Source organism: Pseudoalteromonas sp. B160, from assembly GCF_037162485.1.
Classification (GTDB): domain Bacteria; phylum Pseudomonadota; class Gammaproteobacteria; order Enterobacterales; family Alteromonadaceae; genus Pseudoalteromonas; species Pseudoalteromonas rhizosphaerae.
Window position 1 is genome coordinate 1,314,896 of record NZ_JARLUX010000001.1, and the last position, 23,778, is coordinate 1,338,673.

Annotated in this window: 21 protein-coding genes; 8 read left to right on the forward strand and 13 right to left on the reverse strand. The window is 39.6% G+C overall.

Annotated features, from left to right (window positions below; all coding sequences use genetic code 11):
• Positions 1 to 29: 29 nt before the first annotated feature.
• From uvrA to P4S61_RS06135, 3 genes are all read left to right on the forward strand, one after another.
• Entirely contained in the window at positions 30 to 2,855 is a 2,826-nt protein-coding gene (gene uvrA / locus P4S61_RS06125; protein ID WP_337117958.1) for an excinuclease ABC subunit UvrA, read from the forward strand.
• A 30-nt stretch (positions 2,856 to 2,885) separates the two neighbouring features.
• Positions 2,886 to 3,944 (forward strand): hypothetical protein, encoded by a 1,059-nt coding sequence (locus P4S61_RS06130; protein ID WP_337117959.1) that lies wholly within the window; start codon positions 2,886 to 2,888, stop codon positions 3,942 to 3,944.
• 738 nt (positions 3,945 to 4,682) lie between these two features.
• Positions 4,683 to 4,955: a hypothetical protein gene (locus tag P4S61_RS06135; RefSeq protein ID WP_182759957.1), complete on the forward strand. Its 273-nt coding sequence runs from the start codon at positions 4,683 to 4,685 to the stop codon at positions 4,953 to 4,955.
• A 249-nt stretch (positions 4,956 to 5,204) separates the two neighbouring features.
• Here the strand turns inward: P4S61_RS06135 and P4S61_RS06140 are convergent, their stop codons facing one another.
• Positions 5,205 to 7,346, reverse strand: a complete 2,142-nt coding sequence (locus P4S61_RS06140; RefSeq protein WP_182759958.1) for a winged helix-turn-helix domain-containing protein — start codon at positions 7,344 to 7,346, stop codon at positions 5,205 to 5,207.
• Between the two features lie 283 nt (positions 7,347 to 7,629).
• Between P4S61_RS06140 and P4S61_RS06145 the strand changes: the two genes are divergently transcribed.
• Positions 7,630 to 7,980, forward strand: a complete 351-nt coding sequence (locus tag P4S61_RS06145) for a hypothetical protein (protein WP_182819878.1) — start codon at positions 7,630 to 7,632, stop codon at positions 7,978 to 7,980.
• 35 nt (positions 7,981 to 8,015) lie between these two features.
• On the forward strand, positions 8,016 to 8,936 hold the full coding sequence (locus P4S61_RS06150; RefSeq protein WP_182757926.1) for a TraB/GumN family protein: 921 nt from the start codon (positions 8,016 to 8,018) through the stop codon (positions 8,934 to 8,936).
• 125 nt (positions 8,937 to 9,061) lie between these two features.
• On the opposite strand, the gene trpS is transcribed toward P4S61_RS06150, so the two are convergent.
• From trpS to rpe, 3 genes are read right to left on the reverse strand one after another with little or no spacing between them, the layout of a single operon-like run.
• A complete protein-coding gene (gene trpS, locus P4S61_RS06155) occupies positions 9,062 to 10,066 on the reverse strand; it encodes a tryptophan--tRNA ligase (RefSeq protein ID WP_182735078.1) in 1,005 nt (334 codons plus the stop codon).
• A 50-nt stretch (positions 10,067 to 10,116) separates the two neighbouring features.
• On the reverse strand, positions 10,117 to 10,782 hold the full coding sequence (locus tag P4S61_RS06160) for an HAD-IA family hydrolase (protein ID WP_337117961.1): 666 nt from the start codon (positions 10,780 to 10,782) through the stop codon (positions 10,117 to 10,119).
• Complete coding sequence (gene rpe, locus P4S61_RS06165) at positions 10,782 to 11,465, reverse strand: ribulose-phosphate 3-epimerase (RefSeq protein ID WP_145238551.1); 684 nt, start codon at positions 11,463 to 11,465, stop codon at positions 10,782 to 10,784. Before rpe ends, P4S61_RS06160 begins: the two co-directional genes overlap by 1 nt.
• A gap of 284 nt (positions 11,466 to 11,749) precedes the next feature.
• Between rpe and P4S61_RS06170 the strand changes: the two genes are divergently transcribed.
• Both P4S61_RS06170 and P4S61_RS06175 read left to right on the forward strand, forming a co-directional pair.
• The gene (locus tag P4S61_RS06170; protein WP_145238548.1) at positions 11,750 to 12,043 is read left to right on the forward strand and encodes a hypothetical protein; all 294 of its coding nucleotides are present in this window, start codon (positions 11,750 to 11,752) and stop codon (positions 12,041 to 12,043) included.
• A gap of 55 nt (positions 12,044 to 12,098) precedes the next feature.
• A complete protein-coding gene (locus P4S61_RS06175; protein WP_257326428.1) occupies positions 12,099 to 12,233 on the forward strand; it encodes a DUF2970 domain-containing protein in 135 nt (44 codons plus the stop codon).
• Here P4S61_RS06175 and P4S61_RS06180 read toward each other — a convergent pair.
• The 9 genes from P4S61_RS06180 to P4S61_RS06220 all read right to left on the reverse strand — a co-directional run bounded on the left by P4S61_RS06180 (position 12,196) and on the right by P4S61_RS06220 (position 21,094).
• Positions 12,196 to 13,047, reverse strand: coding sequence for a Dam family site-specific DNA-(adenine-N6)-methyltransferase (locus tag P4S61_RS06180; protein WP_337117962.1), 852 nt, complete (start codon positions 13,045 to 13,047; stop codon positions 12,196 to 12,198). The genes P4S61_RS06175 and P4S61_RS06180 overlap by 38 nt on opposite strands.
• Before the next feature lie 53 nt (positions 13,048 to 13,100).
• Entirely contained in the window at positions 13,101 to 14,441 is a 1,341-nt protein-coding gene (locus P4S61_RS06185; protein ID WP_182735075.1) for an AAA family ATPase, read from the reverse strand.
• A complete protein-coding gene (gene aroB / locus P4S61_RS06190; RefSeq protein ID WP_182735074.1) occupies positions 14,441 to 15,511 on the reverse strand; it encodes a 3-dehydroquinate synthase in 1,071 nt (356 codons plus the stop codon). Before aroB ends, P4S61_RS06185 begins: the two co-directional genes overlap by 1 nt.
• Before the next feature lie 25 nt (positions 15,512 to 15,536).
• Entirely contained in the window at positions 15,537 to 16,055 is a 519-nt protein-coding gene (aroK, locus tag P4S61_RS06195) for a shikimate kinase AroK (protein ID WP_008466255.1), read from the reverse strand.
• Positions 16,056 to 16,239: 184 nt separating this feature from the next.
• Positions 16,240 to 18,324: a type IV pilus secretin PilQ gene (locus P4S61_RS06200; protein WP_182731698.1), complete on the reverse strand. Its 2,085-nt coding sequence runs from the start codon at positions 18,322 to 18,324 to the stop codon at positions 16,240 to 16,242.
• The gene (locus tag P4S61_RS06205) at positions 18,311 to 18,847 is read right to left on the reverse strand and encodes a pilus assembly protein PilP (RefSeq protein ID WP_182731697.1); all 537 of its coding nucleotides are present in this window, start codon (positions 18,845 to 18,847) and stop codon (positions 18,311 to 18,313) included. Before P4S61_RS06205 ends, P4S61_RS06200 begins: the two co-directional genes overlap by 14 nt.
• Positions 18,844 to 19,464, reverse strand: coding sequence for a type 4a pilus biogenesis protein PilO (locus P4S61_RS06210; RefSeq protein ID WP_182735072.1), 621 nt, complete (start codon positions 19,462 to 19,464; stop codon positions 18,844 to 18,846). Before P4S61_RS06210 ends, P4S61_RS06205 begins: the two co-directional genes overlap by 4 nt.
• Positions 19,464 to 20,027 (reverse strand): PilN domain-containing protein, encoded by a 564-nt coding sequence (locus P4S61_RS06215; RefSeq protein ID WP_145238523.1) that lies wholly within the window; start codon positions 20,025 to 20,027, stop codon positions 19,464 to 19,466. The genes P4S61_RS06210 and P4S61_RS06215 overlap by 1 nt, the downstream gene beginning before the upstream one ends.
• A complete protein-coding gene (locus tag P4S61_RS06220) occupies positions 20,015 to 21,094 on the reverse strand; it encodes a pilus assembly protein PilM (protein ID WP_337117963.1) in 1,080 nt (359 codons plus the stop codon). Before P4S61_RS06220 ends, P4S61_RS06215 begins: the two co-directional genes overlap by 13 nt.
• Before the next feature lie 132 nt (positions 21,095 to 21,226).
• On the opposite strand from P4S61_RS06220, the gene P4S61_RS06225 reads away from it, so the two are divergent.
• Positions 21,227 to 23,722: a penicillin-binding protein 1A gene (locus P4S61_RS06225; protein WP_337117964.1), complete on the forward strand. Its 2,496-nt coding sequence runs from the start codon at positions 21,227 to 21,229 to the stop codon at positions 23,720 to 23,722.
• Positions 23,723 to 23,778: the final 56 nt, after the last annotated feature.

The window sequence follows — 23,778 nt, forward strand, 5'->3', positions numbered from 1 at the left end:
AAATCAATTTGGTAATGAAACGAGATAGCATGGAAAACATTGAAGTCCGAGGCGCCCGCACGCACAATTTAAAAGACATCAGCCTAACCATTCCCCGTGATAAATTAATTGTTATCACCGGTCTATCTGGTTCGGGTAAATCGTCTTTAGCATTTGATACCTTATATGCAGAAGGGCAGCGTCGGTATGTAGAATCTTTATCGGCCTATGCCAGACAATTTTTATCTTTAATGGAAAAACCTGATGTTGATCATATTGAAGGGTTGTCGCCGGCAATTTCAATTGAACAAAAATCAACGTCACATAATCCCCGCTCCACCGTTGGCACCATTACCGAAATATATGATTACCTGCGCTTAATGTTTGCCCGTGTCGGTGAACCGCGTTGCCCTACTCACGATTTGCCACTCGCTGCACAAACTGTTAGCCAAATGGTCGACACTGTGCTGGCGTTCCCAGAGGGCAGCAGGCTGATGTTGCTAGCCCCTGTTGTGAAAGAGCGCAAAGGTGAGCACGTTAAGTTGTTAGAGCAACTAGCCAGCCAAGGTTATATTCGCGCCCGTATTGACGGGGAAGTATGCGACCTTTCTGATCCACCGACTTTAGAACTACATAAAAAACACACTATTGAAGTCGTGGTCGATCGTTTTAAAGTGAAAGATGGCTTACAACAGCGTTTAGCCGAATCGTTTGAAACCGCGTTAGAGCTGTCAGCAGGTGTAGCAACTATTGCATCGATGGATGACGCAAACGCCGAAGAGCTGCTGCTCTCCGCCAACTTCGCTTGCCCAACATGTGGCTACGCCATGACCGAACTTGAACCTCGGTTATTCTCATTTAATAATCCGGCAGGCGCATGCCAAAGTTGTGATGGTTTAGGGGTTCGTCAGTATTTCGACCCAAATCGAGTGATTCAAAACCCAGAGCTTAGTTTATCTGGCGGCGCCATAAAAGGCTGGGATAAACGCAGTTTTTACTATTTCCAGATGCTACAAGCCGTTGCTGAGCACTATAAATTTGATTTAGAAATGCCATTTCAGGAACTATCTAAAGATGCTAAAAAAATCATTTTAGACGGTTCTGGCGATACAAAAATTGCTTTTAACTACCGCAACGACCGTGGCGATCTGATCACTCGTAACCATGAGTTTGAAGGCGTGTTAAATAACATGAACCGCCGCTATCGTGAAACAGAATCAAATTCCGTGCGCGAAGAGCTGGCTAAATATCAAACCAGCCAAGCTTGCCCAAGTTGTAAAGGGTCGCGCCTACGCCAAGAAGCGCGCAATGTATTTATCGGTCAGACTAACTTACCCGCTATCACCAGTATGAGTATTGGTGAAGCGATGAGCTTTTTTGAGCAACTAAGCTTAACGGGCCAAAAAGGCCAGATAGCTGAGAAAATCTTAAAAGAAATTCGCGACCGTTTATCGTTTTTGATCAACGTAGGGCTAAATTATCTCTCTTTAGAGCGCAGTGCTGATACTTTATCTGGCGGTGAGGCTCAACGTATTCGCTTAGCCAGCCAAATTGGCGCAGGCTTAGTAGGCGTAATGTATGTACTTGATGAACCATCGATTGGTTTGCATCAACGTGATAATGACCGTTTACTGCAAACGCTGATCCATCTACGCGACTTAGGTAATACCGTGATTGTGGTAGAGCATGACGAAGATGCCATACGTGCCGCCGATCATATTATTGATATTGGTCCTGGAGCTGGCGTGCATGGCGGCTATATCATTGCCCAAGGTACTCGCGATGACATTTTAGCTAGCGAAGAGTCAGTAACAGGGCAATTTTTATCTGGCCGACGCAAAATTGAAGTTCCCAAAGAGCGTCATAAAATCAACGATAAGTGGTTAGAGCTGTTTGGCGCTAGCGGTAATAACTTAAAAAATGTCGATTTAAAAATACCTTTTGGTTTAATGACCTGTATTACTGGCGTATCAGGCTCTGGTAAGTCAACACTTATCAACGACACCTTATTTAAACTTGCTCATACCGAACTAAACGGAGCAACCACCGCCGAAGCCGCACCGTACAAATCAATTAGTGGCCTTGAGCATTTTGATAAAGTTATCGACATTGACCAAAGCCCGATTGGCCGTACCCCACGCTCAAACCCAGCCACATATACCGGTATTTTTACTGGCATTCGTGAACTGTTTGTGGGCACGCAAGAATCTCGCTCTCGTGGTTACAAAGTCGGTCGCTTTAGCTTTAATGTAAAAGGTGGCCGCTGTGAAGCTTGCCAAGGCGATGGCGTGATCAAAGTCGAAATGCACTTTTTACCTGATGTATATGTGCCATGTGATGTCTGTAAAGGGCAACGTTATAACCGTGAAACGTTAGAAGTGCAGTATAAAGGCAAAAACATCCATCAAGTATTAGAAATGACGGTGGAAGACGCACACGACTATTTTGATAAAATACCCGCCATTGCGCGTAAACTAAAAACCTTAATGGATGTGGGCTTGTCTTATATTCGCTTAGGCCAAGCCGCGACAACGCTCTCTGGTGGTGAAGCTCAACGGGTTAAACTCGCCCGCGAGTTATCTAAACGTGACACAGGTAAAACCTTATACATTTTAGATGAACCAACCACAGGCTTGCACTTTGCTGATATTGAACAATTATTAGTAGTACTGCATCGCCTGCGTGACCACGGTAATACGATTGTGGTTATTGAGCATAATCTTGATGTAATAAAAACAGCCGATTGGATCATTGATCTAGGTCCCGAAGGTGGTGCTGGCGGCGGTGAGATCCTCATTGCAGGCACGCCGGATGAAGTAGCCGAATGTGAGCGTTCACATACTGGCCACTATTTAAAACCCCTATTATCAAAATAGGGTTTTCGCTTTATGTACTAAGGTTGGCCGGTGTTAAGATACATAAAAATTGCCAGATGGCGTGCAAACAAACAGCTGAGGCAACAACAGCAAAATTTGCAACCTCATAAACTGCGCTTTTATGAGCAAGGTAAAGCTATTTGGTTTAATCTTAACACCGCGCAAAAGCTCTACTTATTGGCGTTAATCTGCCTAATCATCTTTCAAAGTGGTTGGCTATGCGCCAGTATCACTATCGTAGCGCTTACTATTGAGTTTTGGCCAAAGTTCAATAAGCTCTGGCATTCACTTGCTGGCAAAGCACTTATACTTATTTTCTATGCCAGTATCGCCAACTTTGTACTGGCCAATGCCAGTGGCATTGTAAATAATGTAACTCATGTTTCAGCAACACATTTTAATTACACCCACAATTTTGCCACGCTACTTTATTTACCACCCTGGGCGTTGGGCATCTCTCTATCAACATTACTATTATTACAATTGATATTGCCGTTCTATATTTTTATGCTCTTAATCATCAAACCGTTTGGTTCACAGCGGGTAAAGTTTATTAGCCAAAGCTATTCACCTTTACTTACAGCTTCTATACGGTTTTTTTTATCAACGATTGTAATAATCAATCTAATGTCTTTTGTTGATGACAAAGATACCGGTGCCGTTTTTGATGACATAGTAAGCAACTTCGTCAGCAGCAAGCAGCTCTCAAGTCGAGCACTAACAGAGCAACAAGAAGTTGAAGTTGTAGAAGAGCTCAGCCAAAAAATACATGGGCAACTACCAAGTGAAAATATTACCCAAACACCTCCCACACTGCCAGTAACTCCGACGGAAGAAGATGAAACCACTCAATCCGTACGATTATTCTTTAACACAAAAGGTTACTTTGAACGCAGCAAACGGTTAATTGCTATGTTTGCTTACACCTACGAAGCAGACCAATACTCCCGTTGCAAAAAATCTGACGACAGTAAAGCGATTGAGATTAACGACTACGAAATTGTTGAAATTGCACCAGATAACAGCAAACCTTACGGTTACAGCTTTACGGTAAAAGCATGCCAATCGCCGGGCATTAAAGCGCCATAGCTGGCTACGGGCTACGGGCTACGGGCTACGGGCTACGGGCTACGGGCTACGGGCTACGGGCTACGGGCTACGGGCTACGGAAAATACTAAAGTCAGTTAATTAAAGTCAAACCTGTTTTTAAATTATGCACGCCATTAATAAAAGGTTGAGTTGCTCATTAGATGTTCACGGCATAACTCAGGGATCGCCATAACGCTTTCGGCTTGCTTCAAAATAGTGAGGCTCTGACTGTCTGTAAAATATGCTTTCCAATAATTTTATCCTTTATTTACAATAAGATAAAATTCTACGTTTGGCTTCTATTATTTTTCGGTGGAATTACACTTGCTTATATACTTACTTAATTATTGACGAGCAATAATTACTTAACGGGTCTTATTCTCGCTCAATACTGCCAGCTTTAACAACAATAGCGGTGTTCAATAAATTGCCAAGGTCCGATTTGATAATTCATATTGGATTCTGGACTTTTAATATTCTTAAACCCTAACACCGTCAAGAGTTTCAATATAACGTTACCTTTAAATCTTATATATGAATATAAGATTTAAAGGTAACGACATGTTTTATAATATTAAAAATACTCAGAATGTTATTTATAAATCCCTTATAAGTAGATAAGCGACTTACAAAAAATTTAGAGCTATTCTTTTCACCGTCAACAGTAAACCAGCCAGTTAAACATATTAGCAGACGTTCACTTGCTGACTCACTTTACAATTAAAAAGGGTTTTATTATGAAAAAATTAATCAAAAAAGCATTACCTGTAATTCTGATCATAGCAACATTCTGTTCATCTTCAGCCATGGCTGCTGGTAACCCTGAACTTATTATGCAACAGTTAAGCAGCGTCCATATTTCTAAAGTCGTGATGCAAAATCCACAGCAAAAAGAGCTTCGGTTTGAAAACTCACTAAACACTAAGCTAAACGTAAAGCTAGAAAAATCAATGCGAGAAATTCAAAAACAGATTGACAATAAATTAACGGATCAATTAGATAAAAAGTAACGCCTTTAGTTATTTGCTGCGCCCGAAATATAACGGCGCAGCCAGAATTCAACACCACGGACAAAAACGCTCACCTGACACTAACCGGTTGTGGGTACTAAATCGATAAGGTTTTCTTGCGTGAATCATAAAAAACATCCTTTATATTATTGAATATAGAGTAATAGTGGTTGATGCTATGATTCTTGCCCGCTCCATTGTTAGTTGTTTTGCAGATAATGTTTTACTTTTTTTGCATAGTTATCTTAACTACTCATTCCAACTAATTTGCATTATTTGCATGTCTTTGTATTTTGAGCCCGTAAATAAAATTTCGTCATCACCGCTTATAAAAAAAGCAATTGGTCGAAAGTCCATATGCATATCTTGTATGGTGTTATCTTGTAAGTTAAGTCGAGCAACTCTTGAAATCGCATCTGAATAATATAAATAGTTACCCCGAATAGCATAGCCAATCGCTTTACTAGCATCTTTAGATAACTCCCAACTTTGCCTATCAGATAGTCGAATTAACTTATTATTGGTAATTACGTAACTACTACCATCGCTATCTGAAATTAGTTTATTGGGTTTAATATCGTCTAATAATGTGGTGTCGCGAGTTAATAAATTAAGTTTGGCAAGTATATTTTTTGAATCACCTTGTTCAATATAAAGGATACCTTCATTATTTTTTGACCATACATAGCTTACTATTTTACGCCCTTTAAACTCTGCTATTGAGTAGAGCTTTTCAGCTATAACATCATAAAATGCAATGCTTTTATTTATTCTCAACAAAATACGCTGCTGATTAGGAGATACACTCAATCCTCCCATTGCAAACGTAGATGAGCCATCGTGGGTAAAATGACTAAGCTGCTTTATCAGTCCATTTTGAGATAGCCATAACTGACTACTACCAGAGCGTTCTGATACAAAAACCTGTGCAGGCCCCTCTTTGTTAACGACTTCAACAATGTTGTAATCATCTTTTTCACTTTTATAGAGTGCTTCATATTTAGGAGTATCACTAAATAAACCGGTAACTTTGGTTAATGAGTAAGTTTGCGTTTTATTTGCAGAATAAAATAGGCTATTAGCTGATTGAACCGCTATGTAATAGGGCGATATTTCAGGCGTAACTTGCACTGTATTTTTAAGAATACTCTTTTCATCAAATAAAACGGTTGTGAGCTGTGATCCTTCAGAAACAATCACGCCTTTATCATTTAAAAGCCAGTCAAAAGCAAAGCTAATGGTATTTTTCTGTGCTTGAAATAAACGCTTAGTCTCACGAGTTTCAAAGTTATAAGTAAATACAGAGAATGGCTGACCTTTTTGATTGAGTATATACGCTAACTTATTACCAGAATGAGATAAACGAGGCATGCTGATGCCATACATTATACCTGGCGGTGGGATGATAATTGACTCCTTTTGCGATTCTAAGTCAAATTGATATAAACCAGACCCATCTTGTTCATTCTTATACTCGGTGTAATAAATATGTTCCCCATTTTCGTCTACTTGTGCATAGCCAGTGTATCTAAGATCGCATTTTTTAATTAACTTTGTTTCCCCAACAATCGGAAATTCACTCAGATCAACTAATACCATTTCACAAAGCTGTTGCTTTAGGTTTGTAGCCTGTAATAACACATAAGGCTGGTTTAACTGCCACGATAAAACGGACACCTGAAAACCAGGATAAGTGAGTTCAACCTCTCTTTGATCGGAAAGACGCTTAACAAATGCATGATTAATATCTGTTTCTGGCTCAATATTGGTATAGGCTAAATATTTCCGATCTGAGGATAGTTCGGGGTGTACTTCACTTCCTAAGTTCCACGTACTTGCTACCTTTTTTATCGTTACCTGTTTAATAGACTCTCCCTCTGGCTTGCTAATAAATACTAAACTGAACCATGCTAAAAAGCACAAGCAAACAATACCGGCTAAAGCAAAAATAAGGGGCTTTTGAGTGCTCTTTTTTTGAATAGCTTGATTGGGCTTTATCGTCGAAATATCATCACCTTTTTCAACAGCAACCGATATGATACTTGCAGGTTGTTGAGTTTTATCAAGTTCAAGCTCTTGTGTTAAACGCTCAGGTATAACCGTTAAACTGTAACCTTTACGATAATGTGTTTTTAAAAGAGGAGCTTTTTCAATCGGATGCGCTAGCTGCTTTCTCAGCTCTGAGATAGCACGGTTAATTGCATTATCATCTACAAATTTTTGCTGCCATACACTCTCTATGAGCTCTTGACGAGATACGATTTGTTGAGGCTTATTTATAAAATGAAGTACTAACTTTACTAATAGAGGATCTAACTCCCTTTCTATACTATTTGAAGTAATCACACAGCGATTACTAATAAATTGCCAAGGTCCGATTTGATAATTCATAGTCTTTAAGTATTTTTTATTTTGCCAAACCCTACCACATGTACATTCTGTTTTATAGTAACTGTATTTATAAACCTTATATTAGCAGATAAGGTTTAACATCAAAATATTGATTTTAAAGAATAAAACAAAGTAAAAACCTTATACATTAATTGCTCACAACTAGATAAGCGACTCTATGAAAATTCACCGATATTCTTTAAAACGTCATCAACAAGCCGCTTAGCCAAAATCGTTTTGCATACTAATTTGGCAGCGCTTAAAAAACATAAAAGGTTTGATTATGAATAACGCAATTAAAAAAGTACTACCCGCTCTACTATTAGCAACTGCATTTAATACTGCATTCGTTATCGCTGCTGAAAGTAAAACGCAGGCGATTCAATCAAAATCAGCACAGTGCATGATTGGCGAAACAATAACGAATGCTCAACCACTCAATAAGCAAACAACTTCCTCTGATGCGGTTACAACAAGCAACATAAATACTCAAACCTTACTCTCTACCATAGATGAGAAAATAGCTGCTGATTTTGACTCATCCATAAATAAAATTAACTCACAAATTGATAAGAACCTTTCACGAGTAACGTCATCAATTACAGCCTACATAACTTCTGTTTTGACTAAGTAATAAAAACTTTAAACAGCTTAAATTAAGGAATTGCTATGAACACATTTACCAAAAAAATAGTATCAGCAAGTGTTTTACTTAGTAGTAGCCTAATAGCAACAACAGCACAAGCACAAAGCTCTGTGTGGCAGGTTAACAAAGGCAGTGACTCGTTATTTATTGGTGGTACGGTACATATTTTACCTAAATCAGAAATGCCGCTTCCTGCAGAGTTTAATCACGCTTATAAGCAAGCAGATACTATTGTTTTAGAAGCGCCAATTCCAGACCCATCAGATGCGAACGCACAAATGCAAATGTTAGCAGCGCTATCATATGCTAATAACGAAACGTTAAGCCAAAAGTTAAACCCGCAAGTAAAGCTTTTATTGGAAAATAAACTTACTGAATTTGGCGCTAACCTAACCAAGTTAGATGGTTTTCGCCCTGCTATGGTAAGTATTGTTTTAATGTCGATGGAGTTGCAAAAACAAAACTTAATGGGTGAAGGCGTTGATGCGTACTTTACCAAAAAAGCGACGATAGATAATAAAACAAAGAACTATCTGGAAACTATGGAGTTTCAGTTAGAGCTTTTCAAAACAATGGGACAGAACAACGAAAATAATTTTATTAAAAATAATTTAGCCGAGTTAAATAATTACGGTGTAATGTTTAAAGAGCTGGTATCTGCATGGCGTCAAGGTGATACAGACACACTGAATAAAGTGGCTATTGAAACAATGCAAAAAAATGATCCGCATACTTATCAGCAGTTAATAACAGATAGAAATAATGCTTGGTTAGCTAAAGTAGAAGAGATGTTTAATAACGATAAAAGTGAATTTGTACTTGTTGGAGTTGCACACCTTGCAGGCAAAGATAGCTTACTTACATTACTTGAAAATAAAGGTTACACCGTTTCTTTGGTTAATATTGACGATAGCACTGAAATGACAAGCAAAAGGACTGAGTAATGGATAAAACAGACAAGCAAGCTATGTCATTACTGTTTATATTTGGATCTTTAATATTAATTAGTATTCTATAAAAAATGCCGCTATTTAAGCGGCATTTTTTATTTAAGCGGACAAGCAACCTTTTACGGACGTGGAATAAATCCTAACGCGTTGTAAACAGACTTTAAGGTCACTTCTGCACGTGCGCTGGCTTTTTCAGCACCGGTTTTCATGATGTTGTTGAGCAATGCTTGATCTTCACGGATCTCCTTAAAGCGCGCTTGGATTGGCTCGATCATGCTTACTACTGCGTCAGCGGTGTCTTTTTTCAGATGGCCATACATTTTATCTTCGTATTCAGGCACTAACTCTTCAATTGAGCGCTTGGTTGCAACAGACATAAGTGTTAGTAAGTTTGATACACCTGGTTTTTCAGTGCGATCAAAATAAATACGCGCTTGCTCGTCTGAATCGGTTACTGCTTTTTTAAGCTTTTTCTCGATCTTTTTTGGTTCGTCTAACATCATGATAAAACCATTTGGGTTTTCATCTGATTTAGACATTTTTTTCAGTGGATCTTGCAGGCTCATTACTCGCGCACCAAACTCTGGAATGTAAGGTTCTGGGATCGTGAAAACTTCACCATATAAGTTATTAAAGCGCGTTGCGATATCGCGTGTTAGTTCAAGGTGCTGCTTTTGATCATCACCTACTGGTACTTGCGCCGCTTGATAAAGTAAAATATCAGCTGCTTGTAATACCGGATAAGCAAACAAACCAACGTTTACGTTGCTGGTGTTCTTTGCTGACTTATCTTTAAACTGGGTCATGCGGTTAAGCTCACCCATTTGCGCATAACAGTTTAGTACCCAACCTAGCTGTGCATGTTCAGGCACTTGCGACTGCACAAATAAAGCAGCTTTATCTGGATCAATACCACATGCAACATACAAAGCTATACCATCTAATACACGGGTTTTTAAAAGCTCTGGATCTTGGCGTAACGTAATCGCGTGCAAATCAGCTAACATAAAGTGACTATCATACTCTTCCTGTAGCTTTACCCACTGGTTAATAGCGCCAACATAGTTGCCTATTGTCATTCCACCGGTTGGCTGCATGCCACTTAACACTACTGGTTTACTCATGATGTTCCTTTATATTACAAAAATAAAAAATGCTAAAATTAAAAAATCGCTTAACGCTGGGTAAGAACAGGTATTATATCTAAGAAATTCTCACAGAGGTACTGTGGATTCAAATCAACAAGATTTTCACCTTGGTTATAACCATAATTAACGGCAAGTACGTCTATATGTGCCGCTTGCGCCGCTAAGATATCACTTTTTGAGTCACCAATCATAATTGCTTGACTCACTGGTACATTTAATTGCTGACAAGCAAATAAAAGAGGCTCTGGTGAAGGCTTTTTGGCCATGTCATCACCACACACTATCACCTCAAAATGACTGCTTAAAGCGAGCTTATCAAGTAGCTTTTCAGTAAAGCAGCGGGCTTTGTTAGTGATCAACGCTTTTGGTATACCACGTAACGCCGCAAGGCCTGTTTCTACGTGTTGATAAAGCACACTGTATTCACCTACTTGTTGCTCATAATGACCATAAAAAAGCGCAATTGCTTTATCTGCTAATGCTGGATCTAGGTGTTCACTGACTTTCATGTCGCCACTGAGGCCTCGCTTAACCAGCATTTCAATGCCGTTACCAACCCAGCTTTGTACCAACCCCTGACTTACAATTGGAAAAGCTAAATCAGATAAAGTCAGATTCATCGCTATATATAAATCATAAACACTATCAACTAAAGTACCATCAAGATCAAATAAAGCGGCTTCATACTTCATTATTTTACACCCTCTAACTGGGCACGCATTTGTTCAATTACTTGTTGGTAATCTGGCTGATTAAAAATAGCAGAGCCGGCAACAAACATGTCAGCTCCGGCTTGAGCCGCCGCCGCAATATTATCGACTTTAATACCACCATCTACTTCTAAACGAATAGCACGACCTGAATCATCAATTATTTTCCGTGCTTGGCGTAGTTTTTCCAAAGTATTAGGAATAAAACTTTGACCGCCAAAACCTGGATTAACCGACATTAATAAAATCACATCAAGCTTATCAATTACATGTTCTAAATAGCTTAAACTCGTCGCAGGGTTAAAGACTAAACCAGCTTGGCAACCATGATCTTTGATCAGCTGCAAAGTGCGATCAATATGTTCACTCGCTTCAGGATGAAAAGTAATGATTGAAGCACCAGCATCAGCAAATTGCGGTATTAAACTATCGACCGGTTTAACCATTAAATGCACATCAATAGGCGCCGTAATACCATAATCACGCAGCGCTTTGCACACCATAGGCCCAATTGTTAAGTTTGGCACATAGTGATTATCCATCACATCAAAATGAACTACATCTGCACCAGAAGCTAAAACACGCTCAACATCTTCGCCCAAACGGGCAAAATCAGCAGATAAAATAGACGGGGCGATAAGGTACTTTTGTAGTGTTTCTAACATAAACAATCCTTAGTGATATTAAAAATGCGCAAAATAGCAGGGCCGATAATTGCCATAATGTAACCTAAATCAAGCTATTCCCCAAGAATCCCAGCTAATTAAAGCTTTAACTCTATTTGAAGTTTTGCAACGGTTATATTTTAAACAGCTAAATATAAACATTATTTTTACCTTAACCTTTTAATTTTATTAATTTTTTATATTTGTTAAGGATAAATTAAGTTTGTTATTTGAGCATTTTTTATGTATGCTCTAGTGAGTAACACTATTATGGACTTAGTAAAATGCGTGCTTTTAAAATCGGGATCTTAACTGCGGCTGCTATAACTATCGGTACACTAAGCTATTTTTCAAAAAGTGATAATACACTTATCGCAGCTAACGATTGCGAATGTAGCTCAGGCCATTTAAAAATTAATAATGCAGTGCAATGTATGAAGGTCGAACAAGAATCAAGTTGGATGTCATGGATCACTGGTGATAGTCGCAGTGCACAATTTCATTATTTAGATTTACTTGAATTATTAACCAGCTCAGACGAACCACAAAAAGCACGTTCACTTAGTCCTAGGTTCTAGTAAAGTGCGGCAACTGATCAGCGCTATACAAAGTGTTGTTGCGGCATTTTTTGGTGTGCAATCTGAGCACAAGCGTCACGCTGACTTTAAACAACACTCGCCTACCAGTATTATTATCATCGCTATTATTTTATTTATATTTTTTGTAACCGCTATCTATGGCGTGGTGACATGGGTGCTAAGTACATAGCCATCAACTCATTGACTTTATTGCGCGAACCACCTTTTGGACTAATCGTCCGCTTAACTTGAATTTCAGCTAACGTTGCTTGGCTATATATTTTACGTGTCCATACAGTGTCATGATTCGAGATCAATACCGGTGTTTTGTTTTCAAATGCCGCTTGCTCAGCTAAATTAGCTAGATTCGCCTGATCATCTAAATTAAAGCCACCCTTAGCATAAGAGGTAAACGACGCCGTTTTACTCAAAGGAACATAAGGTGGATCGCAATAGATCACTGCGTTATCGGGTACTAATTTAAATACATCGTCATAACCTAAACAAGTAAACGTGGCTTGTTGCGCTTTTTCGGCAAAAAAGTACATTTCTTTTTCAGGAAAATACGGACGTTTATACTTACCGAACGGAACATTAAAAATTCCTTTCAGGTTATAGCGGCATAAACCGTTGTAGCCGTGGCGATTCATATATAAAAATAAGATCGCTCGCTCGTAAATGTCATTACTTTGATTAAACTGTACGCGATAATCATAATATGCGTCAGGCTGGTTGTTTAAATCAACAAACAGCTTTTTAGCATCGCTGATGAATTCATCTGGAGAGTTTTTTAATTCGTTATACAAGTTAATGAGATCAGCATTAATATCATTAAGAATATAATCTTTAAAATCTGTGTTTAAAAATACCGAGCCAGCACCAACAAACGGTTCAACTAAGGTATCAGCGTGTTTGCTCGCTTCATTTAAGCGCGCGCTAATATCTTCAACTAAGCTGTATTTTCCGCCAGCCCATTTAAGGAAGGCTCTGGTCTTTTTCTGCATCGGCTCTTTACTTCAAACTGGTGTGCCGCGATTTTACACTAAACAGTGTAAATTTACTGATCTAGTAACGCGATTTCTTGTTTTATTTTACTGATTTTTTTATAAAACGGCTGATTTTTACGCACCGCTTCAGGTAGGCTTGCTAGCACTTCGCGAGCAGCATTTAAGTTATCAAAGCTGCCATAGGTTACCACCCACCAAATTTTATCGTTGCGGCGTGTTTGATAGACTTTACCAAGTACTTGCAGCGACTGTTTAGCAACAAACTGCTCGGCGATTGTTTGCTGAGTTACCGCTAGTAACTGGATCACGACCTTACTATCCGGCTGTTGTAGATACCAAGCATTATCTGCTGGCATAATTTGCTGCGCTTGAGGAACAGGCTCTACCACAGTGGGTTCTTCAGCCAAGCTAGTCGTGATATCAACAGGCTCTGCAACTGGCGCTAAACTATCGAGTATTGCCGCAACATTATTTTCCTGAGTAGGATTATCAATAAGCGGCTTGTCTTGCTCTGGTTGAGCTTGTTGATCAGCTGATTGAGCATCTGCAGCTTCTACTTGTGAGGAATCTATTGTCACCGCTGGTTCTGTTACAGCTTGCTTTAAAGTATCGACTGCGATTGCCGTCGCCACTGGAGTTTCAGGTTGTGGCTGATAAAAATCATACCACCAACGGGTCATATCAGATTTATATAAAAAGCCAATGATGAGTAACATAATAATCACTAGCAGCGTTATTAAATGTACTCGCCAAGATACTTTATCAGTGACTACAACCTTAGCTGTATGCTGTGTTGGTTGCCACGCTAACAATAAACTCGGATTACCGTGTGCTTCGCGCAAAAAGGTTTGAAATACCGGGTCTTCATCATAAGGTAAATCATTAAAATAGCACTTCATCAACTGTTTACTTTCTGCTATTGAAAGTGCTTCAAGATGAATTTCAACAGCGCTTTTAAATTGCCCCACTGATTGCGATGCCAGTAAGACATATAAAGTAGTAGGACTATGCTTGGTAAGCGCTGTTAACTCTTCGACCATTTCTTCAGATAAATGCCGTCCACCATCTAACACCCATAAACATGGACCACAGTTTTGCTGTTTAGCTAGTTGGTAGAAATTTTCTGACAGGCTTAGGTTTTGATCAATTAACGGCGAGCGGAAGCTTTGTTCCAGTAACTCACTCATCAATTGCATATCACTCATACGCGCACTTAGCTGCACAAATGACTTATTAAAATCACTGTATTTATCAGTAATGAAGGTTTCGAGAAGATAACTTTTACCAAGTCCAGAAGGACCCAGTAAGACAATTAAATTTTGCCCATATTCAAACTGTAGGGCAATCCGATCAACCAAAGCCGCACGGCTAGGTAAGATTTGCGATTGCATTAGCGCCCTATTAAATCTCGGACCTGTTGATCTGAGACATCATCAACCAACGCGCATTGACCAAACTGAGTAGGAAGAATAAAACGGATCGTGCCTTTTTTATTCTTTTTATCTTTACGCATATGATGAAGGAAATGTTCAGCAGTCATCACATCAGGGATCTCACTAGGCAAATTATATTGCGCTATTAAGGTAACGATCCTTGCAACTTCTTGTGCACTTAAATCACCACGAGTATGAGCTAGCTGTGCTGCTAATACCATGCCAGTAGCAACAGCTTCACCATGTAGCCATTGGCCGTATCCCATTTGCGCTTCGATAGCATGTGCAAAGGTATGGCCTAAATTAAGTAACGCTCGTAGTCCTGCTTCTTTTTCATCCTGAGCGACAATCAGTGCTTTAATTTCACAACAACGAAAAATCACATGCTGAATGGTTTCTTCATCCAAAGCCTGTAATTGCGCGGTGTTGTTTTCTAGAAAAGTAAATAATTCTGTATCGTAAATTAAGCCATATTTAATAACTTCAGCCATACCGGCTGCAAATTCACGAGCAGGAAGTGTATGCAATGATTGAGTATCAATAAACACGGCTTGCGGCTGATAAAAAGCCCCAATCATGTTTTTACCCAAAGGATGGTTAACCGCCGTTTTACCGCCAACTGATGAATCAACTTGCGATAATAAGGTAGTGGGTACTTGAATAAACGGTACTCCGCGTTGATAGCAGGCCGCAACAAAACCAGTCAGATCACCGACCACACCACCACCAAGGGCGATTAAGCAAGTATCTCTGCCGCAATTATTTTCAAGCAAAAAAGCCGAAATTTTCTCAAACCATTCCAGTGATTTATATTGCTCACCATCAGGAATAATAAAACTTAGCGGATTTAAATCAGCTAATAACGCCATTGCATCGCTTAAGTACAAAGGTGCAATGGTGTCATTAGTGATAATGATAGGTCGACAATCACCAATATGATGATGCAGCCTGTCAGTCTGTTGAAGAGCAGATTGACCAATATAAATAGGATAACTTCGCTCGTCTAAATTAACTGTTAATTCAAGCATCGCTAGTATCCTTTCTTATTGATATTTAAAAATCTAATTTCTCGATGATTTGATTAGCGACAACTTTAGCGCTTTGCTCATCAGTGCGTACAACAAAATCAGCTACTTCTTTATACAACGGTTCGCGTTCTTCAGCTAAGCGCTCTAATACATCACGAGGTGCTTCTTCTGTTTGCAGTAATGGGCGACGCTTGTCGCGCTGCGTGCGTGCAACTTGCTTTTCGATAGGTGTCTCTAGGTATACAACAATACCACGAGCCGAAAGCTTGTTTCGTACTTCTTTACTCATCACAGAACCACCACCAGTTGCAAGTACAATACCTTGCATTTCTGTTAGATCGCCAATGACAGATTCTTCACGAAGTCGAAAGCCTTCTTCACCTTCAAGATCGAACACCCAGGCAATATCTGCACCGGTACGGCGTTCGATTTCTTGATCAGAATCGACAAATTCAAGGTGCAATTGATCTGCAATGTGACGACCAATTGTGCTTTTGCCAGCCCCCATAGGGCCAACTAGAAATATATTACGTTTTTCAGCCATATCTTTTAGTACAAACGAACTCTAAAATTTGAAATAAAACCCCGCCTAACGACCTGGCCCCAAAATTAAGGAGGGGATTATCTCAGTAATTGATTGGGTATTTCAAGTCAATTAGAACAAAAAGCCAATTAACGAGCAATTAAAGTCAATAATTGCCCATTGTGTAAGAATAAATCAGTGTAAATTACTCTATTTGGATTTTCGGAGTAACGAAAATCAGCAATTCTTTCTTTTCATTGAACTCACTAGTGCTTCTAAACAGCACTCCTAGGTAAGGAATATCACCTAATAATGGTACTTTTTTAACTGAGTTAATGATTTGCTGCTGGAATATACCACCAAGTACCACGGTTTGACCATTCTCAACCAGTACTTGGGTTTGAATTTCTTGGGTATCAATTGCAACTGCAGGACCAGTTCCAGTTTGTACCGTATCACCTCGGGTATCTTGGGTAATGATTAAATCCAAGATAACTTTATTATCTGGGGTGATGTGTGGTGTTACCTCAAGACTCAATACTGCCTTTTTAAAGCTAACAGTTGTAGCACCACTTGAAGCAGATTCAACATACGGTATTTCGGTACCTTGTTCAATACGTGCTTTTTTCTGGTTGGCAGTCGTAATGCGCGGACTTGCGATAATTTCACCACGGTTTTCTTCTTCAAGCGCGGTTAGCTCTAAATCAAGTAACGTGCCATTTGCTAATTTAGCAACGTGCATACCAATACTGCCAGCGGCACCTGTGATAGGCAAGTTTACATTAAGGCGATCAGAAATACTTGGAATGGTGCCGTTAGAAATCGTATTAGCACCTTCTAAGGTACCTGAAATACCATCAGTGCCTTGTTGATCACTAAACCCCCAACGTACTCCTAAGTCTTCTTTTACGTTATCACGTACAGTAACCATACGTGCCTCAATAATAACTTGTCTAACCGCTATATCCAAAGTTTCGACCATACGGCGAACACTTGCAATGCTTTTAACGGTGTCTTTAATTAACAAGGTATTGGTACGTTTATCAACGGATACACTGCCGCGAGCACTAATAATGCTGTTAGTGTCGGTTTTCAGTAAATCAGCAAACTCTTCCGCTTTAGCATAATTCAAACGAATATATTCACTATAAAGCGGCTCTAAATCTTCAACTTGTTGTTTGGCTTTTAGATCTTTCGCTTCGCGGGCGGCAAGCTCTTCAGATGGTGCAACCATTAATATAGAGCCATCCATACGCTTATCTAAACCTTTAACGCGTAATACCACGTCAAGAGCTTGATCCCAAGGCACACCATCTAAACGCAGAGTTATGTTGCCACTGACTGAGTCACTGGTTACTAGGTTGAAATCATTATAGCCGGCAATAATTTGTAATACGGCACGCACTGAGATGTCTTGAAAGTTTAGCGTCATTGGCCGACCTTGATACTCTTTACCACCTTCTAAATATGAACGTTGCGAGTCATCTTTTTCAACTGTAAGAGTAAGGATATTTTCAATTTGCTGATAAGTAAATTTAAACGCTGCATTAGGAGTTATTACCACCCTGCTCATATTATTTTCTTTAAATGTCTCAATTGAGCTGACCACAGTGCCAAAATCTAGCACATCTAGCTCATATAATAAGTCATCTAAAATATCGGTATGATGAAATTCAGCAATAATTTTACCGCCACTTTCATGCACATCAATCGCAGCTTGAGTGTCTTGCAAGAATACTAATACTCGTGCTTCACCTTTTTCACCACGACGAAAATCAATAGACTGGATTGAGTTAATGTAATTGCCAGTCACTTCTTTGGCGGTATTAGCATCTTCTTGTGACGTGATAGGATTATCGGAAACGTGTAATGAAACAAGATTATTATTAACCGTTGTTTGGTAAATTTTTAAACGCTCTAAATGAACAGTGACAATCAAGTTACCATCAGCAGCTACACTATTAACTTTTTCAATACCGCCTTGATTGATTTGTACTTCACTTATACCTTGTTCAACATCAGTGGCATTAAAGCGCATTTCAATACGGGCTGGGTTATTAAATACCTGAACTTTTGGTTCTTCACTCAGCTCCTCATCAAATACCAGCTGTAACTGTGTTTCTCCAGCTATTAATGGGCTATAACGAATGTCATACAATAACGGAGTTGCCATTGCTGATTGCGTGATAAAAAGGGCAATAACAACAAACAAAGCCTGATGAATGCGATTACTCCAAGATACTCCCTTATGCATTTTAATTTTACCTTTTTTATTTTTAACTAGTGCCATTGGAGCCCGCCTCTAACATTTCAAGCTTCGTAAGACGTTCTTTCCAACAACCAGACCCGTCGGGTATTAATTCTAACAATTCTATATAATCACTTTTAACATCTTGTACAACACCATGATATAAACCAATATGATTACCCACAGTCACTCGGTGCAAAGTATCATCTGCAGCTTTAATTAATGCCCATGTTTGGCCACCAGAACCCAGTGTGCCTTTCATTGCCAGATTATCCAACGGATATTTCTCTAAAACTTCACGCGTACGATCAGGATCAGGATGTAAACAGTTTTTAACTTGGATCATGTTATTTTGAATAATTTCTGGCTGCGGCGCAACAAAAGGACTACGTAGTTGCTGTGCATTGTATTCAAAGTGCTCAAATTGGATCAGTTTTGGAATGGCCTCAACTTTAGGTGTAGTGCTGGCTTTTACCTGATCAATAAACTCTTTTTGCTCAGAGGTATCATCGTTACATGCGCTCACCAAAATACCGCCGAGTAAAACCAAGGCTAATTTTTTCATTTTTTAGCCCCTACTTTTTTCACGCCGCCTTCGTAGCGGTAAGTTTTGGCGACCACGCTAAATGTCAGCTTGCCTGAATCTGAACTAGTAATTGAAAAGTCATGCAAACTTACGATACGAGGAAGTTGCGCTACTTTGCCAACAAAATCACCAAACTCATGGTAGCTACCTATTACTTCAATTTTAATCGGCAACTCAGTATAAAACTCTTTTTCCACTTCTGGTAACCAGCCAATTTTAAGAAAGGTTAAGCCACTGGTCGTGCCCACATAAGATAAATCATCAAGTAAGCCTGGTGTTTCGTTTGAAGTCGGTAAGCGCTTTAGCAATAAAGAAAACTTTTCTTCCATTTCAACCATTTGTTGACGGTAAATTTCTAGATTACTCGCTAGTGAGTATTTCACTCGGTAGTTACTGCGTAACTCAACTTCTTTACTAACCGCATTATGGTAGCTATCTATTTCATCTGAAACCAATAAGCTGTAACTGAAAAACAATACGAGGGCCGCTACAAAAGTGCAGCAAATAATCTTGACAACTATTGGCCAGTCGCCAATGTTTTCAAGCTCAATTTCGTTCCATTCAATCTCTGTTAACGCTTTGATATCAAGGTTCATTATTTAACCTCTCCAATCTTATCAAAGGGTTTTACATAAAATTCCATATTAAAATCACTCAATAAACGAGACGATTTTTCACCAGCAATAATACCTTGCATTATCGGCTTTTCGAGCAGATAGGAATTTTGTACTTGGCGTAACATATTTGACAAGTAATTATTTGATTCGCTACGACCAACCACATGAATTGCACTACCACGACGCTCTAACTTAGTTAGATACACCCCCGTTGGTACAATTTTGGCAACTTCATCCATAATTTGCGTACCCAAGTTTCGACTACTTTGCAGTTCTTCGATTAAGCGCATACGTTGCTGCAAGTTTTCTTTCTTTTTGTCTAATTCACGTATTTCACTAATACGTTTATCTAATTGGCCAATTTCAGCTGAAAGGTAATTATTTTTAATATTTTGACCATCTCGTAAACTACCGTAATAACTACTGAGTAAATACATACTGATAAAACTGCCAAGCACCACAAAAAACAAAACAGTGGCAAACTTATTCTGTGATTGTTTGCGCTGCTGTTCGCGCCAAGGCAGTAGATTTATATGTGGCATGATGAAAAACTCCTTAATGCCAAACCCGTCGCTATTGCAAATTGAGTACGATGACGCTGTAACACATTGCGATCGACATGATGGGAAATATCCATATTTTCAAAAGGCTCTGCCACTATGGTATGGATGCCTAGTTCTTCGATTAGCAGTCGATCGAGGCCATCAATCATCGCTGTGCCACCAGTGAGCACAATGTAATCGATTTGATCTTTGCCACTGGTAGTTAAAAACATCTGCACTGCGCGGCGTACTTGCTGTAATAATGAGGTTTGAAATGGTGCCAATACTTCAAACGTGTAGTTAGGCGGAAGATCGCCTGTAGTTTTACCTATTTCAGCTTCATCAAAACTTTTATTATAATAAGCTACTATGCTGTTAGTGTATTGATCGCCACCAAATACTTGGTCTCGGGTGTAAATCGTTTCACCGCCAAGTACCACACTTACCAACATAAGTACCGCGCCAATATCGACCACTGCTACACACTTATTAAATGCATCGCTTGGTAATTGCTGATAATACACATCCATTGCGCGACTCAGGGCATAGCTTTCTACATCAACTACTTTTGCTACTAAGCCAGCTGATTCTAATGCACCAACACGAGCTTCAACACTTTCGGTACGCGCAGCTGAAAGCAACACATTCATTTTGGAAGGATCGGCTTCGTTGGTACTGAGCTTTTCAAAGTCTAGGCTAACTTCATCTAAAGGATAAGGAATAAGGCTGTCAGCTTCGATTTCTATTTGCGACTCAAGCTCTGCATCTGAAAGCGTAACATCCATAAAAATTACTTTCGTAATGACGGTTTGTCCCGATACTGCAACTGCTGCCGAACGAATTGACTTTGGTAACTTACGCTTTAATTTAGTAATGATATTACCAATCGCCTCAATATCTTGAATATTGCGCTCAGCCATTGTACCTTTTGGCATTGGCTCAATTGCTAACGCTTCGAGCCTATAGCCACTGTCCGTTTCATTCAGTAACACTGCTTTTATAGCATGTGAACCGATATCTATCCCTACCATCATCGATGAAGACTTACTCAATAGTTGACTTAGCATGTTCGCAACTTGGCCTTTGTTTTAAGAATAAACAAGTTATAATTTTTATATGAAAAAATACTATTCATTTTTTAATCAATATATACTAGCAGTCTCCGATTCTAATTGGGAGTCCATTTAGGGAAAATATAAGTGATTTTATTAAAACGAACTTTACAATTTTTTATCATCTGCGCGTTTTTAGGGCTCATTACCTTAGTAAGCCTTTATTATTACGTTAAATCTGATATCCCCAGTGTGCAAGTTTTAAAAGACGTGCAATTACAAACTCCTATGCAAGTCTTTTCGAAAGATGGTTTGTTAATCAACCAGTTCGGTGAAAAACGCCGCATTCCAGTGACTATAGAAGAGATCCCACAACCACTCATAAATGCTATTTTAGCCACTGAAGATAACCGTTTTTATGACCATATAGGTATAGATCCTATAGGTATTTTACGTTCAGCGCTCGTATTAATTTCAACTGGTGAGAAAAAACAAGGCGCAAGTACTATAACAATGCAGTTAGCTCGTAACTTCTTCTTAACACGTGAAAAGGCCTATATTCGTAAAGTAAAAGAGATCTTCATTGCGTTACACATTGAGAACTTACTTACCAAGGATGAAATACTCGCTTTATACCTAAATAAAATAGAGTTAGGTAATCGTGCTTTTGGTATCGGAGCCGCTGCACAAGTCTATTATGGTAAGCAACTAAACGAGTTAACTTTAGCGCAAATGGCAATGATTGCAGGCTTACCAAAAGCGCCTTCAACTTTAAATCCGATCAGAAACCCAGTTCGCGCCAAGGCACGCCGTAATGTGGTACTCAGACGTATGCTTGATGAAGGTTATATCTCTCAAGCAGACTACAACCAGAGCTCTCAAGAACCAATTACGGCAAAATTTCATGGTGCCGAAATAGACTTATATGCGCCTTATATATCTGAAATGGTGCGTGCAGAAATGGTCGCTCGTTATGGCTACGAAAAAGCATATAATACCGGCTTTAAAGTTTACACCAGTGTTGAATCTGACGTACAAGCCGCAGCGCAAAAAGCACTCGTTGATAATCTCCATGCATACGATATGCGCCATGGCTATCGTGGCCCAGAGCAGCAACTGTGGGATTTTGAAACGCAACCTGCCCTAAGCTCTAGTGAAATTTTAGCAAAGCTTGAGCCGGTAAAAGAAATTGCCCCGCTATTAACGGCAGCAGTTTTGTCTGTAGGAGAGCAAACGGCAACAGTGTTATTAAAAAGTGGTGAGCAAGTCACTCTAGACTGGGATAATCTCAAATGGGCGCGCAAATACATTACGCGTTACCGTCAAGGTTTCCCACCAAAAACAGCTGCTGACATACTCAATCCAGGTGAGCAAATTTGGCTACGTAAAAATGACGATGGCAGTTATCTACTCAGCCAATTACCTGAAGCCTCAAGTGCATTAGTATCGCTGGATCCGAATGATGGTCGCATTAAAGCAATTGTTGGCGGTTATAGCTTTGAACAAAGCCAATATAACCGAGCCGTGCAAGCGAAACGTCAGGTCGGCTCTAACATTAAGCCGTTTATTTATTCTGCGGCGCTGAATAATGGTTATACCTTAGCGTCTATTTTAAATGATGCGCCAATCAATCAATGGGACAAAAGCCTAGGGGTTGCATGGCGACCAAAAAACAGCCCTGCGGTATATAACGGCCCAATCCGTATTCGTCGTGCTTTAGCACAATCGAAAAACGTTATTTCGGTGCGCTTACTGCGCGGGGTAGGCTTGCAGCGCACAGCTGATCACCTATTAAAATTTGGCTTTCAAAATAATGATATCAATCGCAGTGAATCGCTAGCTTTAGGTAGTGCGTCAATTACTCCTTTAGAGCTTGCCCGTGGCATGAGCACATTTGCCAATGGCGGTCATTTGATCACCCCTTATTTCATTAATGAGATTCAAGACTCTGCAGGTAATGTGTTATTTAAAACAGAACCACTATTAGCGTGTGATCCCGTTACTCCTCCGCTAACAACGACTCAATTTGAGTCTACTTCTGAGTTAAATACCAGCCAAACAGCAAATCATTGTGCGCCGCGCATCATATCTAAACAAAACGCGTTTTTGATAGCCGATGCGATGAATAGCGCAATTTGGGGAGGCGGTAGTTGGGCCCATAAAACGGGTTGGAGTGGAACCGGTTGGCGTGCTCAGGTATTAGATCGTCGCGATCTTTCCGGTAAAACGGGTACTACTAATGACTCTGTCGATACTTGGTTTAGCGGCTTTAACCGTAATGTTATGACCTCGGTCTGGGTTGGATTTGATAATCCAGGTAACCCGCTTGGTCGCTCGACGTATAACAACAACATGGATAATACCCAGATCTCTGGTGCAGAATCTGGTGCTAAAACAGCTCAACCGGCATGGATTGACTTTATGCGAGTAGCACTCAAAGAAAAGCCAGAAGCACCAATCGAGCCACCTGAAGGATTAGTGTCGGTACGAATCGATCTAGCAACGGGACTCTTGAGTCAAAAGAACGATTACACTAGTCGCTTTGAATACTTTGAAAAAGGCACCTCGCCCACTAAGTATGTGATGCAGCATGTAGAAAACGTGTTTGAAGAAGAGACTAAAACAGAAGAAGAGCTGTTTTAATATTACTATGTCGCGATATAAAATCGCTGCTAAATAAAAAAAGCGCCAATCGGCGC